The sequence below is a fragment of the Pseudomonas sp. SC3(2021) genome, from assembly GCF_019856535.1.
GTDB lineage: Bacteria > Pseudomonadota > Gammaproteobacteria > Pseudomonadales > Pseudomonadaceae > Aquipseudomonas > Aquipseudomonas monsensis.
Map to the genome: position 1 here is coordinate 3,423,909 of NZ_CP082236.1, position 14,431 is coordinate 3,438,339.

The 14,431-nt window shown below is 61.0% G+C and carries 14 protein-coding genes; 8 read left to right on the plus strand and 6 right to left on the minus strand.

Annotation, left to right across the window (positions count from 1 at the left end):
- The first annotated feature begins 22 nt into the window (after nucleotides 1-22).
- Nucleotides 23-565 (plus strand): DUF2058 domain-containing protein, encoded by a 543-nt coding sequence (locus K5Y35_RS15255; protein ID WP_123466894.1) that lies wholly within the window; start codon nucleotides 23-25, stop codon nucleotides 563-565.
- 69 nt (nucleotides 566-634) lie between these two features.
- Here K5Y35_RS15255 and K5Y35_RS15260 read toward each other — a convergent pair whose 3' ends face one another.
- The 6 genes from K5Y35_RS15260 to K5Y35_RS15285 all read right to left on the minus strand — a co-directional run bounded on the left by K5Y35_RS15260 (nucleotide 635) and on the right by K5Y35_RS15285 (nucleotide 8,165).
- Nucleotides 635-823 (minus strand): hypothetical protein, encoded by a 189-nt coding sequence (locus tag K5Y35_RS15260; protein WP_003227153.1) that lies wholly within the window; start codon nucleotides 821-823, stop codon nucleotides 635-637.
- 389 nt (nucleotides 824-1,212) lie between these two features.
- Nucleotides 1,213-2,433, minus strand: a complete 1,221-nt coding sequence (gene fabB, locus K5Y35_RS15265; RefSeq protein ID WP_007968959.1) for a beta-ketoacyl-ACP synthase I — start codon at nucleotides 2,431-2,433, stop codon at nucleotides 1,213-1,215.
- 11 nt (nucleotides 2,434-2,444) lie between these two features.
- Complete coding sequence (fabA, locus tag K5Y35_RS15270; RefSeq protein ID WP_003227150.1) at nucleotides 2,445-2,960, minus strand: 3-hydroxyacyl-[acyl-carrier-protein] dehydratase FabA; 516 nt, start codon at nucleotides 2,958-2,960, stop codon at nucleotides 2,445-2,447.
- 247 nt (nucleotides 2,961-3,207) lie between these two features.
- Complete coding sequence (locus K5Y35_RS15275) at nucleotides 3,208-5,112, minus strand: ATP-binding protein (protein ID WP_222832282.1); 1,905 nt, start codon at nucleotides 5,110-5,112, stop codon at nucleotides 3,208-3,210.
- Nucleotides 5,109-6,041 carry an ABC transporter substrate-binding protein gene (locus tag K5Y35_RS15280; protein WP_123466890.1) on the minus strand — a complete coding sequence of 311 codons (933 nt, stop codon included), beginning with the start codon at nucleotides 6,039-6,041 and terminating at the stop codon, nucleotides 5,109-5,111. Before K5Y35_RS15280 ends, K5Y35_RS15275 begins: the two co-directional genes overlap by 4 nt.
- On the minus strand, nucleotides 6,042-8,165 hold the full coding sequence (locus K5Y35_RS15285; RefSeq protein WP_222832283.1) for a TonB-dependent receptor plug domain-containing protein: 2,124 nt from the start codon (nucleotides 8,163-8,165) through the stop codon (nucleotides 6,042-6,044).
- A 196-nt stretch (nucleotides 8,166-8,361) separates the two neighbouring features.
- On the opposite strand from K5Y35_RS15285, the gene K5Y35_RS15290 reads away from it, so the two are divergent.
- The 7 genes from K5Y35_RS15290 (at nucleotide 8,362) to K5Y35_RS15320 (ending at nucleotide 14,409) form a co-directional block, all read left to right on the plus strand.
- Nucleotides 8,362-9,387, plus strand: coding sequence for an NAD(P)H-dependent glycerol-3-phosphate dehydrogenase (locus K5Y35_RS15290; protein WP_128613915.1), 1,026 nt, complete (start codon nucleotides 8,362-8,364; stop codon nucleotides 9,385-9,387).
- 18 nt (nucleotides 9,388-9,405) lie between these two features.
- On the plus strand, nucleotides 9,406-9,753 hold the full coding sequence (locus K5Y35_RS15295) for a DUF4389 domain-containing protein (protein ID WP_003227139.1): 348 nt from the start codon (nucleotides 9,406-9,408) through the stop codon (nucleotides 9,751-9,753).
- Nucleotides 9,750-10,202, plus strand: a complete 453-nt coding sequence (gene sixA / locus K5Y35_RS15300; RefSeq protein ID WP_123466884.1) for a phosphohistidine phosphatase SixA — start codon at nucleotides 9,750-9,752, stop codon at nucleotides 10,200-10,202. Before K5Y35_RS15295 ends, sixA begins: the two co-directional genes overlap by 4 nt.
- 128 nt (nucleotides 10,203-10,330) lie before the next feature.
- Nucleotides 10,331-11,986, plus strand: a complete 1,656-nt coding sequence (locus tag K5Y35_RS15305; RefSeq protein WP_123466882.1) for an AMP-binding protein — start codon at nucleotides 10,331-10,333, stop codon at nucleotides 11,984-11,986.
- 31 nt (nucleotides 11,987-12,017) lie between these two features.
- The gene (locus tag K5Y35_RS15310) at nucleotides 12,018-12,461 is read left to right on the plus strand and encodes a hotdog fold thioesterase (RefSeq protein WP_186744970.1); all 444 of its coding nucleotides are present in this window, start codon (nucleotides 12,018-12,020) and stop codon (nucleotides 12,459-12,461) included.
- 290 nt (nucleotides 12,462-12,751) lie between these two features.
- Nucleotides 12,752-13,558, plus strand: a complete 807-nt coding sequence (locus tag K5Y35_RS15315; protein ID WP_123466878.1) for an alpha/beta fold hydrolase — start codon at nucleotides 12,752-12,754, stop codon at nucleotides 13,556-13,558.
- Nucleotides 13,555-14,409 carry an alpha/beta hydrolase gene (locus tag K5Y35_RS15320; RefSeq protein ID WP_222832284.1) on the plus strand — a complete coding sequence of 285 codons (855 nt, stop codon included), beginning with the start codon at nucleotides 13,555-13,557 and terminating at the stop codon, nucleotides 14,407-14,409. Before K5Y35_RS15315 ends, K5Y35_RS15320 begins: the two co-directional genes overlap by 4 nt.
- The last annotated feature ends 22 nt before the right edge of the window (nucleotides 14,410-14,431 follow it).

The window sequence follows — 14,431 nt, forward strand, 5'->3', positions numbered from 1 at the left end:
ACTGCCCAAGTGAGTAAGCACCATGAGTATTTCCCTTCGCGATCAGTTGCTCAAAGCAGGGCTGGTCAACCAAAAGCAGGCCAAACAGGTCAGCAAGGACAAGCAGAAGCAGCAGCGTCTGGCGCACAAAGGCCAGATCGAACTGGATGATTCGCAGCAGCGCGCCGCCCAGGAAGCCATGGCCGAGAAGGTCAAGCGCGACCAAGAGCTGAACCGTCAGCAGCAAGAGAAAGTCGAGGCCAAGGCCCGTGCTGCGCAGGTCAAGCAACTGATCGAAGTCTCGCGTCTGCCGAAGCTGAACACCGAGGACTACTACAACTTCGTCGACGACAAGAAGGTCAAGCGCATTTCGGTCAACACGCTGATGCGCAACAAGCTCAGCAACGGTTCGCTGGCGATCGTGCACCACGGCGGCGGGTATGAAGTGATCCCGCGTGAGGCGGCCCTGAAGATCCAGGAGCGCGACCCGCAACGCATCGTTCAGCTCAATGTGCAGACTGAAGAGGTCAGCACCGAGGACGATCCGTACGCGGCCTATCAGATCCCTGATGACCTGATGTGGTAAAGCGATAAGGCTGTAACAACACAAACCCCGCTCATGGCGGGGTTTGTCGTTTTTAATGCTGTGGTTGAATCAGGCGGATTTCAGATCCCGCTGCTGTTCTTGCAGTTCCAGTTCGGCCTTGTAGTTGTGGGCGTCGATTTCGTTGTGGAACATGCCGACCAGCAAGTCTTGTTGATGCACATCCCAGATCCGTACACCGGCGGCTACGCCTTCATGGGACATGTGTGAATCGTCGCGTTCAGTTACTTTTACAGTCATCTGCTAGCTCCAAATCTCAAGTTATCTGCAGCAAGGCGTGTGCAGGACTCTTTTATATGATTTGTTAGCTTGCTAAGTAAACGCTTGATTTGCGCAAGGTGTTGTTGCGTTTTTTGCAACAGTGCTGCAGCCCGCGTAATCCGCGACATTCGGTCGCAGGGCGAAAGGTTTCATGACAGAAGTTTCATTTTCAGAGCACCCTGGAACCCTGTGGGAGCTGGCTTGCCAGCGATGACGTCGGCACTGCAAACATCTTCGTTACCTGACACTCCGCTATTGCTGGCAAGCCAACTCCCACAGGGATCAGCGGTGTGCCGGCTGATTTCTTCAGGCAAAAAAACGCCCCGAACCAGTCGGGGCGTTTTCAGGTGTGGCTCAAGCGGGGGGAATTACTTGCCTTCCCAGCGCTTCAGGACCAGCGTGGCGTTGGTGCCGCCGAAGCCGAAGCTGTTGCTCATCACGGTGTTGATGGTGGCGTTTTCGCGGGTCTTGGTCAGCACCGGCAGATCGGCCACTTCAGGGTCCAGCTCGTCGATGTTGGCGGAACCGGCAATGAAGTTGCCTTCCATCATCAGCATGCAGTAGATCGCTTCGTGAACGCCGGCGGCGCCCAGGGAGTGACCGGACAGGCTCTTGGTCGAGCTGATCGCGGGTGCCTTGTCGCCGAACACTTCACGCACACCTTTCATTTCCGCGACGTCGCCGACCGGAGTCGAAGTGCCGTGGGTGTTCAGGTAGTCGATTGGCGTATCAACAGTGGACATTGCCATCTGCATGCAACGGATCGCGCCTTCGCCACTCGGGGCAACCATGTCGTAGCCGTCGGACGTTGCGCCGTAGCCAACGATTTCGGCGTAGATCTTGGCGCCACGGGCCAGAGCGTGCTCCAGCTCCTCAACCACGACCATGCCGCCACCGCCAGCGATGACGAAACCGTCACGGTCGGCGTCGTAGGCGCGGGAGGCTTGTTCCGGGGTGTCGTTACGCTTGCTGGACAGGGCGCCCATCGCGTCGAACAGGAACGACTGGCTCCAGTGCTCTTCTTCACCGCCACCGGCGAAGACGATGTCCTGCTTGCCCATCTGGATCTGTTCCATGGCCGTACCGATGCAGTGAGCACTGGTGGCGCAGGCAGAAGCGATGGAGTAGTTCAGACCCTTGATCTTGAACGGAGTGGCCAGGCACGCGGAAACGGTGCTGCTCATGGTCCGCGTGACGCGGTATGGACCAACGCGTTTCACGCCTTTCTCGCGCAGGATGTCCAGCGCTTCCATCTGGTTCAGAGTCGACGCACCACCCGAACCGGCGATCAGGCCGGTACGCGGGTTGGACACTTGTTCTTCGGTCAGGCCGGAGTCAGTGATGGCGTCTTTCATGGCCAGGTAGGCGTAAGCCGCGGCGTGGCCGACGAAGCGATAGATCTTGCGATCAATCAGTTCTTCAAGGTTGAGGTCGATGGAGCCGGAAACCTGGCTACGCAGACCCATTTCAGCATATTCCGGGTTGAACCGGATGCCAGGGCGGCTTGCACGCAGGTTAGCGGAGACGGTCTCTTTGTCATTGCCCAGGCACGAAACAATGCCCAGACCAGTGATAACGACGCGGCGCATGCGAATAACCCTTAGAAGTTGTCAGTGGAGGTGAAAACGCCGACGCGAAGGCCTTCGGCGGTGTAGATTTCGCGACCGTCGACAGTCACCGAACCATCGGCGATGGCCAGGTTCAGCTTGCCCTTGAGGACGCGTTTGATATGAATGTTGTAGGTGACTTTCTTGGCGGTCGGCAGCACCTGACCGAAGAATTTCACTTCGCCCGAACCCAGCGCACGGCCACGGCCCGGCAGGCCTTGCCAGCCCAGGAAGAAGCCGACCAGTTGCCACATGGCGTCCAGACCCAGGCAGCCCGGCATCACCGGATCGCCTTCGAAGTGGCACGCGAAGAACCACAGGTCAGGGTTGATATCCAGCTCGGCGACCAATTCACCTTTGCCGTACTTGCCGCCTTCTTCACTGATCAGGGTGATGCGATCCACCATCAGCATGTTCGGGGCGGGCAGTTGCGCGTTACCTGGGCCGAACAGCTCACCGCGACTGCAGCGCAGCAGATCTTCCCGAGTAAAGGCGTTTTGTTTGGTCATGCGAGCTCCTCAATAATCCCATGCGGCAGGTGGGGCAAATCTTCCCGGCCGATCGACGCGTTCATGCCTCGTACCGGCAGCCTACTCATAGACTATTGCGTTGTGGTGAAAGTCACAGCACCAAGGACATGAATGTACACTTGTGCACTGAAATTTTTATTCAAGCCCCTTTTGAGGCTTGTTCGGGTGCCTAAGACTGCCGCACTTTCGCTTTTCACGCCAGTCGCAGATGGTCGAAAAACCGTCACTACTGCACCCAGCGCTGCAGAATCTGTTGTAGGTCATTGCGTTTGAACGGTTTGGCCAAATAATCGTTCATGCCTGCCGACAGGCAAGTTTCGCGGTCGCCCTGCAAGGCGTTGGCGGTCAACGCGATGATCGGCACCTCGCGGCGTCCAGGCAGCAAACGGATCTGCCGGGTCGCCTCGTAACCGTCGATGATCGGTAAGCGACAATCCATCAAAATTACTTCGAATTCGCCGCCCTCGGCACTGCGCACCGCCTGCACGCCATCGGTTGCCACACTGACAGTAAAGCCCAGGCTGCGCAGCATCGCTTCAATCACCGTCTGATTGACCGGGTTGTCCTCCACCAGCAACACGTTGCGCCCTTCACCGTGGTCGTTGCCATTCAGTGCACGCGGTGCGGCCAGTTGCGGCAACGCCTGCTTATAAAGGGCCAGGGGAATTTCCAGGGTGAACACCGAACCACGACCTTCCTCACTCTGCGCGCGCAATGTGCCGCCCATGCGTTCGGCCAGGGTACGGGCAATCGGCAGACCAAGGCCCGTGCCACCGTAACGCCGGGAAATCGAACTGTCGGCCTGCTGGAAGGCGTTGAACATCAGCTCCAGACTTTCGGCCGAAATGCCGATGCCACTGTCGCGCACCGAGCAGGTGAACCAGAGCAGTTCGTGATCCAGCGACTGCCATTGCGCTTCGATGCTGACCCGCCCGCGCTCGGTGAATTTCAAGGCGTTGCCGACCAGGTTGACCAGAATCTGCCGGATCCGCGTCGGATCGCCCTGCACCTGCAACGCCCGCATGTCCTCGGGGATGCGCAGGTTCAATGCCAGACCACGCTGCACCGCACTGTGCTGGAACGACTGGGCGCAGGCGCCGATCAGTTCGGCAAGATTGAAAGGAATGTGCTCCAGCTCCAGTTCCGAACGCTCGATCCGGGAGAAGTCGAGGATGTCGTTGATGACCTTCAGCAAGTGCTCAGTGGACTCCGACGCAAGGGCGGCATACTCGATCTGCTCCTCGGTCATGTCGGTGGTTTCCAGCAACTGCAACATGCCCAGCACGCCGTTCATGGGGGTGCGCAGTTCGTGGCTCATCATCGCCAGAAAATCGGATTTGGCGGTGTTGGCCTTTTCCGCTTCCTCGCGGGTCTGGATCAGTTGCGCCATCGCCTGGTGCTGTTCGCGGCTGGCCTGTTCCAGCGCTTGGGCGAGGTTGTTGATGTGCTGCGACAGGGCGCCCAGTTCGGTGTCATCGACGATCGGCAGCGGGGTTTTATAGTCGCCGTCCTGAATCGCCTTGACCGCATTGCCGATATCACGGATCGGCTGCGACAGGCTGCTGGCCAGGCGCCGCGCCAATACGAAGGTGAAGAGCAGGGCAAACAGCGCGAGGATCCCGGCCTTGAGGAGGATTTCCTGCTGGCGCTGACTGAAGGCATCGCTGGACAGCCCGACGATTACCCGTCCCAGATAGTCCTCGCTGGCGCCGCCATTGTTGACTTTGCCATCCTGAAAAAAATCAGTGTGCAGGGCGATCCGTTGCAGGCGTACCGGTGCCTGAAACACTTCCACCTGATGTGCGTGACTGTGGGCGGCGGCCGGTTGTTCGACGTACACCAGAATCCGGTTGGCGCTGTCCTGTACTTCGAGAAACCGCACGTTAGGCGTGGCGAGGGTGGCTTTGAGCAGACTCTCCAGCACTTCGTTATTGCCGGAGATCACGCCGTATTCGGTGGCGGGCGCCAGTTGGTTGGCGATCAGTTGGCCGGTGTGATTGAGCTCCTGGCGCAAATCCTGAATACGCACGAAGGTGAAGAAACTGATCAACAGTAGAGTCAGCAACAGCGCCGGGCCCAGGCTGATCAACTGGGTGCGGGTGTTGATGTCCCAACGGCGACGGAAAATCATGGACGGCGTTCTCCTTCGGCCAGCGCTCTGGCAACAGACGCATCATTCAAGGGTTCGATCCCTAGGGAACGAGCGACCTGCGCGTTACTTGAGACTTTAAAACGTTCGGGATAGAGCGTTCGCGGCCAACTGGCCGGTGGCTGGTCGAGCAATTGATCAAGGATCGTCAGCCAGTCGTTCTGGTCGCTGTAACTGCTGGCGAGGCTGCCGGCGCGGACGAAGGCGACGTTGGGACCGACCAGCGCCACTTGCCGCGCGTAGCTGCTGAGCAGCAGGTTTTTCGCGGTTTTCGGGTTGTACAGGTCGGGATCGTCGAGCCCCAGCAACACGTCGCTGTTTTTCAGCACCGATTGCAGCGGGCGACTGTCGTGAATGTTGTCCCAGCGCTGACTGACAATTTCCAGATTCAGCGGTTGTGCGGCCAGGCTCAGCTCGTGGAGCAGAAATTCGCTGTGCTGATCGAACAGCACGCCGATGCGCCGTGCCTGCGGCAGAATCCGCCGGATCAATTGCAACTGCCGGCTCAGTGGCGGATCGCTCCACAGCAGGCTCAAGTGCGGCGGTTGCGCAGTGCCGAGACGTTGCCGCGCCTGCAGGCGGCTGATGCGCAGCACCAGCGTCGCCGGGCCCTGGGCATCCTGCAGGCGCCAGTCGAGGCTGGGCAGGTCGAGCAGAATCAGGCGCAGGCTGGACGGTAATTTACCCGGTGCCGGCAGACTCGCCAGCGGCTGGAAGTGCACGTTATCTGTCGGTCGCAACTCGCTGAGCGCTTGAACGAACGCCTGCACGCCGGCGCTTTCTTCGGCGCCGGTCAGCAAAATGTCGGCGGCCTGCACCGCCACGCCATGCAGCCACGCGGTCAAAAACAGGCACAAACCCGCCAGCCAGTGGCCAAGGGTTGGCGTCTTGTGAAACAGGCTGCCGCGCATCTAGAACTCCAGCTCGGCGCTGAAGTACATCACCCGGCGTTCGTCGTAATGGTTGTCGACGAAGGTGGTCGGCTGGTTATCGAGGCGCTGTTGCAGTACCCCGGCCAGTTGCAGGTGCGCCTTGCCCAGAGCGATGCGTTTGGCGATGCGTGTGTCGACCCGCTCGAAGCGGTAGCCGTTGAGTGCGTTGTCGCCGTAATAGAAGAGGGCGCTGTTCCAGCCGTGGCCCCAATCGCGTAACCAGCCGGCGGAACCGCTGTTGCTCGCGGTGAATTGCTGATCGAGCGGATTGCTGGCCTCGGCGTCGACATAGGCGTAGGTGACGCGCAAACGGTCGGCCAGGCTCAGGCGCCAGTCGAGCTGGGTTTCCGTGCCGCGAAAACGCGAGCTGTTGGCGTTGCTGGCAATGTATTGGTTGTTGCGTAGCGGTTCGCTGATCATGCCGGTGATCTCGTCGTAGAACAGCTTCACATCGACGGCCAGCCCCAGTTCGGCGAAGTAGCCGTTATAGCCCAGCTCCCGCGAGCGCATGTGTTCCTGTTCGAGGTCGCCCGGGCCGCGGGTCTTGACGAAATAGCGTGCCGACGACTGACCGTAGGCCGACGGCTGCAGATTTTTGACCAGGTAACTCCAGTTCACATTGTTCTCGAACATGTCCGGCGAGCGGATCGCCTCCGAGTACACCGCGCGCAGGCCGTGGCGCGGGTTGATCAGGTAATTGATCGCAAAGCGCGGCGTCAGCGAACTGCCGATCAGTTGCGTGTCTTCGAACATCGCGCCGCCCTGCAACAGCCAGTGGTCAGTCGCGCGCCATTCCAGTTGGCCGAACGCCCGCCACGTGGTGTCGTCGAGTGTGCCATTGAAATAAGTCTCGGAGTCGGCACGGTCGTAACGATAGTTCATGCCGCTGACCAGTCGCAGGCTGTCGGACAGGCTGAGGGTGTCCTGCACTTCGAGGTCGTAACGCGATTCCCGGGCGCTCTGGTCGATATCGCCGCACAGGGTGCGACTGGCACCGTTGCGCCACTGATCGAGCACCTGATTGGCCAAGGCCATTTCCTGCGGCGTGCCGGGCGCGGCGCCGGGACCGGTGAAACGGGTGATGTTGCGCGCCAGACGTTCGGTGTAGTTCGGGTTGAGCTGCCACAACTGCGTCAATTCAGGGCTGAACGACACTTCGGCATCGCAGGCGCGCCACACCTGCTGACGATCCCAATGCTGTGCCGAGCCTTGGATATAGACGCTGTGCTCGGGATTGAGGTCGAGATTCCAGCGCACCGAGCCGGCGTAATCCTTGGCCACTACGTCGGAATTGTCCCCGGCGGCGGTAATCCCCGAGAACACCGGGCGGTAGGTGTAGGGCCGCTGGTTGGTGCCGTCCTTGGCGTTGACCTGCCAGTCGAGGCTCTGGTTGTCGCTGAGGGTGTGGCTGACCGCGAGGCTGAAGCGGTTCAAGCGGCGGCTGTCGCGGTAATCGGCACCGTTGCGATCGCTGTCGAAACCGTCGTCTTCCTGCCCGGACAACGACAGACGCAAATCGCCGCCATTCCAGCCGGTGCCCTGACTGGCATAAAAGTCGTTGATGCCGCGCTGACCACGGGTGTACTTCAACCGCGTGCCGTGGCTGTCGGCGGGGTGGCGGGTGATGATGTTGACCACCGCCATCAGCGCATTGGCGCCGTAGCTGACGGTGTTCGGGCCGCGAAACACTTCGATGCGCTCGATGTCTTCCATGGCCACCGGAATATCGCTCCAGTCCACCGTGGCGAGACCGGCGCGGTACACCGAGCGGCCGTCGATCAGCACCTGCATGCGCCGCGCCTCGGTGGCGTTGGTCCCGTGATAATTGACCGCTGCCTGATTGCCGCTGATGTTGCCGACCATCATCCCCGGCACCAGGCGCAGCAGTTCGCTGATGTCGCGGGCGCCGCTGGCGTTGATCAGTTCGCTGTCGAGCACGGTCATGCTGCCCGGTACTTCCGCCGGTGTCTGTTTCAGACGCGTGGCCGTCAGTACCTGGGGCAGTGCGTCGTTGTCCAGAAACAGGTCGTCCGCCAGCAATGCCGGGCTGAACAACAGCGCCAGTAACACCGACGAACGCGCAGACGAAGGGCCAAAAGACACGGCACAACCTAGATAGCGAAGAATTGGCGCGCATGTTAACCGAGGACAGCGACTTTTCCAGTCACGTTGCAGGCATTTTCCTAGGTTTTATTGGTCTTCTTCCTACAAGTGTCGGTAATTGACGCAGGGGCTGGCCGCGACTCGGTCGCCCCGTATAATGCCGGCATCGCCACTGGTATGGATTAACGGATTGCATATGACTGAACAGCGCCCGATTGCGGTCCTGGGAGGCGGAAGTTTTGGTACCGCCGTGGCCAATCTATTGGCCGAGAACGGCCATCAAGTCCGGCAGTGGATGCGTGACCCCGAGCAGGCCGAGGCCATTCGGGTCAATCGCGAGAACCCGCGTTACCTCAAGGGCATCAAGATTCTGCCGGGAGTGACCGCCGTCACCGACTTGCAGGCAACCCTCGACGCCTGCGAACTGTGCTTCGTCGCGCTGCCTTCCAGCGCACTGCGCACGGTGCTGGCCCCCCATGCCGAGCGCCTGAGCGGCAAGATGCTGGTCAGCCTGACCAAGGGCATCGAAGCCCAGACCTTCAAGCTGATGAGCCAGATCCTCGAAGAAATCGCCCCGCAGGCGCGCATCGGCGTGCTGTCCGGGCCGAACCTGGCGCGGGAAATCGCCGAGCACGCGCTGACTGCCACGGTGGTCGCCAGTGAAGACGAAGACTTGTGCAAGCAGGTGCAAGCCGCGCTGCACGGTCGCACCTTCCGCGTTTACGCCAGTGCCGACCGCTTTGGTGTCGAACTGGGCGGGGCGTTGAAAAACGTCTACGCAATCATTGCCGGCATGGCGGTGGCGCTGGAGATGGGCGAGAACACCAAGAGCATGCTGATCACCCGCGCACTCGCCGAGATGACCCGGTTTGCAGTGAATCAGGGCGCCAACCCGATGACCTTCCTCGGTCTGGCCGGGGTCGGTGACTTGATCGTCACCTGCTCCTCGCCCAAGAGCCGCAACTATCAGGTCGGGTTCGCCCTCGGCCAGGGCTTGAGCCTCGACGAAGCGGTGTCGCGTCTGGGCGAGGTGGCCGAAGGGGTCAATACCCTGAAAGTGCTCAAGGCCAAATCCCAGGAGGTCGGTGTGTACATGCCGCTGGTCGCCGGGCTGCACGCGATCCTGTTCGAAGGACGCACGCTGGAACAGGTGATCGGTCTACTGATGCGTGCCGAGCCGAAAACCGACGTCGACTTTATTTCCACCAGCGGTTTCAACTGATTCAACAGGAAGCGAACCATGAACGATCCGAAAACCGAAGCCAAGTACGAATCCATCCTCCTGCGGGTGCTGTGGATGATCGTCTACGTGCTGGTCTGGCAAGTGGCGCAGTTCATCCTCGGCGCGGTGGTGCTGGTGCAACTGATCTATCGTTTGATTTATGGCGCTCCAAGCGCCGGCCTGATGAATTTCGGCGACAGCCTGAGCCAGTTTCTCGCGCAGATCGGGCGTTTCGGCAGTTTTCACAGTGACCAGAAACCGTGGCCATTCGCCGACTGGCCAACGCCGCGCACCCCGGAAGGTGAAGCGCCGCACGCCGTGCCACCGGCACCGCATCCGGCTCGAGATGAGGAACCCAAGCTATGAAACTCTGGGTATTGCGTCATGGTGAGGCCGAGCCTTATGGCTCGCGCCCCGACTCCGAGCGGGAGCTGACTGAACACGGTCGTCAGGAAGCCTTGAAGAGTGCAGCCCGGTTGATCGGTCAGCCGCTGACGGCGATCTACGCCAGCCCCTATCTGCGCGCGCAACAGACAGCGCAGATTGTTCGCGAGGCGCTGGGTTTCGAGCCGGAAATACGCACTGTCGAATGGCTGACGCCGGAGTCCGACCCGGACAAAGTTGCCGAGCAACTGGTGTCGGTCAGCAATGTACTGCTGGTCAGTCACAACCCGTTGGTGGGCCATCTGCTCAGCTATCTGCAACATGGCGCCGGGTATCCGCCGGAGAAAGTCAGCACCGCGGGGCTGGCCGAGCTGGAAAGCCCTGAGCTGCTGATTGGCTCGATGACGCTTAACAGCCTCAAGCACCCATAACACCGTTCCCTGCAGGCTCACTCCTGCAGGGGCCGCGTGCGGACGAAATTATTTGTCTGAATTTTCCAACCAAGCACTTGCTTGGTTGACTACGCTTGCTCCAGACCCAAAAAACAGGAGCGAGTCGCATGTCTGCTGCCTTCCGATTGCCGCTGGACGTGTTTTACGAACGCGAGGCCCGGCATCCGCGCCAGCGCTTTCTGGTACAGCCCATCGGTGGCGGGCAGGTCGAGACCCTGACCTGGGCCGATGTTGGCCATCAGGCCCGGTGCGCTGCGCACTGGCTGCGCGCCCGGGAGTTGCCGCAAGGCAGCCATATTGCCCTGATCTCGAAAAACTGCGCGCACTGGATCATCGCCGATCTCGCCATCTGGATGGCCGGGCATGTCTCGGTGCCGCTGTATCCCAACCTCACTGCCGACTCCGTGAATCAGGTCCTCACGCATTCGGACAGCGTACTGGCGTTCATCGGCAAGCTCGATGACTGGCCCGGCATGTCCCGAGGCATACCGCAGGGGCTGCCGACCATCAGCCTGCCGCTGCATCCGCCCGGCGCGTTCGATTTCGCTTGGGACGACCTGCAAAAGAGCTCGCCGATCCGTGACGATCCGCGCCCTGCCGGCGAGCAACTGGCAACGATCATCTACACGTCCGGCACCACCGGCCTGCCCAAAGGCGTGATGCACAGCTTCGCCAACCTTGGGTTTGCCACGACTCATGGTACGCAACTGTTCGGGCTCAACGAGAACGACCGGTTGCTGTCGTACCTGCCGCTGTGCCATGTCGCCGAGCGGATGTTCGTCGAACTGGCGTCGATCTACACCGGGCAGACGGTGTTCTTTGCCGAGAGCCTCGACACCTTCATCACCGACCTGCAGCGGGCGCGGCCCACGGCGATGTTCGGTGTGCCGCGGATCTGGACCAAATTCCAGATGGGTGTGTACGGCAAGATCCCGGCCAAACGTCTGGATTTCCTCCTCGGACTGCCGTTCATTGGCAAGCGGGTTGGGCACAAAGTGCTCGCGGGGCTGGGGCTGGATGCCTTGCGTGTGGCGTTGTCCGGCGCAGCGCCGGTGCCGCAGTCCCTGCTCGACTGGTATCAGACGCTCGGCCTCGAGGTGCTGGAGGTCTACGGCATGACCGAGAGTTGCGGCTACTCGCACATCTGCCTGCCTGGCCAGTACAAACAGGGCTGGATCGGCAAGCCGTGCCCGGAGGTCGAGGTGCGCATTGATGAGTCCGGCGAAGTGCAGGTGCGCAGTCAGGCGAACATGCTCGGCTATTTCAAGGAACCGCAGAAAACCGCTGAAACCCTGACCGGGGACGGCTTTCTGCGCACCGGCGACAAGGGCGAACAGGATGCCGAGGGGCGCTTGCGCCTGACCGGGCGACTCAAGGAAATCTTCAAGACCAGCAAAGGTAAATACGTGGCTCCGGCACCGATCGAGAACCGCCTGGCGGTGCATTCACGGATCGAGCAGGTGTGTGTGGTCGGTGACGGCCTGAGTGCGCCGCTGGGCCTGTGTGTGTTGTCGACGGTCAATCAGGACGAGGGGCGGGCGAGCCTGCATTCGAGCCTTGAGAAGCTGCTGGAAGAGGTCAACGCGGTGCTCGACAAACATGAGCGCCTGCGCCGGCTGGTGGTGGTCAAGGACAGTTGGGCGGTGGAAAACGGTTTCCTCACGCCGACGTTGAAAATTAAACGCAATGTCATCGAAGACACTTACGGCGCGCGCTTCGAAGAATGGAGCGAGCGCAGCGAGGCGGTGCTGTGGCAGGATTGAGTGACGATCAAAACAACAAAGGAAGCCTGCGATGACCTTGTGGCGCACCACTCCGAACATCGAGCAGTTGAACGCAATCCAGAAAAACACCATCGGCGAAGTGCTGGATATCCGTTTCGAGTCCTTCGACGAGGAATCGCTGACGGCGAGCATGGTCATCGACCACCGCACCCACCAGCCTTACGGTCTGCTGCATGGCGGCGCCTCGGTGGTGCTGGCGGAAACCGTCGGCTCGATGGCCAGTTACCTGTGCATTGATGCCAGCAAGTTTTATTGCGTGGGGCTGGAGATCAACGCCAACCATTTGCGCGGCTTGCGCAGTGGGCGAGTGACAGCGGTGGCCACACCGATTCATATCGGCCGCACCACCCATGTCTGGGATATCCGCCTGACCAGCGATGAAGGCAAGGCCAGTTGTGTTTCGCGGTTGACCATGGCGGTGGTGCCGTTGGGCGAGCAGCCACCGGCGCGTTGAGTCGGTTTCTTCAGTGATGCCCTCATCCCGGCCCGTGGGCCGGACGTGCGGTTTTCACGTTCTCCATCGACCTGAAAGATCGAGTCGAGTATCGGCTTTGAAAGCCATGAAGATCTGCTCCCAACCTCTCGCCTCCTTGGGAGAGAGGGGCGGGGTGAGGGGGCGGCGATCTCCCGGACACACCATCACGCTGACCAGACTGTCATCATTCCTGGCAGTTACGGTCATTGCCGGGAGGCGCGGTCTTACGGACAATCAACGCCACGTTTCCCGCTCATGGATTTACCCGCATGTCGCAACCGATCTTTTTCGCCCACGCCAACGGGTTCCCCTCGGGTACCTATGGCAAGTTGTTCGCGGCGCTGGCGCCCGAGTACCGGGTCGCGCATCTGGAGCAGCATGCCCATGACCCGCGTTTCCCGGCGGATGACAACTGGTACAACCTGGTCGACGAGTTGATCCACCATTTGCAACAGCAGGATCAACCGGTGTGGGGTGTGGGCCATTCCTTCGGCGGCGTGTTGCACTTGCATGCGGCGCTGCGTTGCCCGGAGCTGTATCGCGGCGTGGTCATGCTCGATTCGCCGGTATTGACCCGTACTGACCAGTGGGTGATCCGCGCTGCCAAGCGCTTCGGTTTCATCGACAGGCTGACCCCGGCCGGGCGCACGCTGGGACGTCGTGAAGAGTTTGCCGATCTCGACAGCGCGCGCAGCTATTTTGCCGGCAAGAGCCTGTTTCGCGGTTTCGATCCGGAGTGCTTCGACGCCTACCTGCAACACGGTTTGCACAAGGTTGGCGACAAGCTGCGCCTGCGTTTCGATCCGGCCACCGAAATCAGCATCTATCGCGGCGTGCCGCACACCAGTCCCGGCCGCACGCGACAATTGCAGGTGCCACTGGCAGTGGTGCGCGGACACAAGAGCAATGTGGTCATGCGCCATCACACCCGCTTCGTGTCGCGCCTCGCCCAGGGCGAGGCGTTGAGCATGCCCGGTGGCCACATGTTCCCGCTTGAGCGCCCGCAAGATACCGCACGCTTGCTGAAGAACCTGTTCAACCGTTGGGAAGCCCGTCAGGACAAGGATTGCGCATGAGCCCGACCTTCGAAGAAGTGCGCCTGAGCCTGCCGCATATCGAGCTGGCGGCGCATTTGTTCGGCCCCGAGGACGGTGTGCCGGTGATCGCACTGCATGGCTGGCTCGACAACGCCAACAGCTTCGCGCGGCTGGCCCCGAAGCTCAAAGGCCTGCGCATCATTGCTCTGGATATGGCCGGGCACGGCCATTCCGGGCATCGTCCGAACGGCGCCGGTTATGCACTCTGGGACTATGCCCATGACGTGCTGCAAGTAGCCGAACAACTGGGCTGGCAGCGCTTCGGCCTGCTCGGGCATTCGATGGGCGCCATTGTTTCGCTGGTGCTGGCGGGTTCGCTGCCGGAACGCATCAGCCACCTGGCGTTGATTGACGGGGTGATTCCTCCTACGGACAAAGGCGAAAACGCCGCCGAGCGCATGGGCATGGCCCTGCAGGCGCAACTGGACCTGCGCGAAAAGCGCAAACCGGTCTACCACACCCTCGACCGGGCCATCGAAGCGCGAATGAAAGGCCTGGTGGCGGTCAGTCGCGAGGCCGCGCAGTTGCTGGCGCAACGAGGGCTGATGCCGGTGCCGGGCGGTTATACCTGGCGCACCGATAATCGTCTGACCCTGCCATCGCCGCTGCGCCTGACCGAGGAACAGGCGATGGCATTCGTTCAGCGCATCCAGTGTCCGGCGCACCTGGTGGTCGCGGCGGACGGCATGCTGGCCAGACACCCGGCGCTGCTGGAGCGTCTACCCTTTAGCCGGGAACAGCTGCCGGGTGGGCATCATTTGCACCTGAACGACGAGGCCGGTGCCGACCTTGTCGCAGACTGTTTCAATCGGTTCTTCGCCATTCCTTGACTTGCTGCGGGCAACTGTCGAG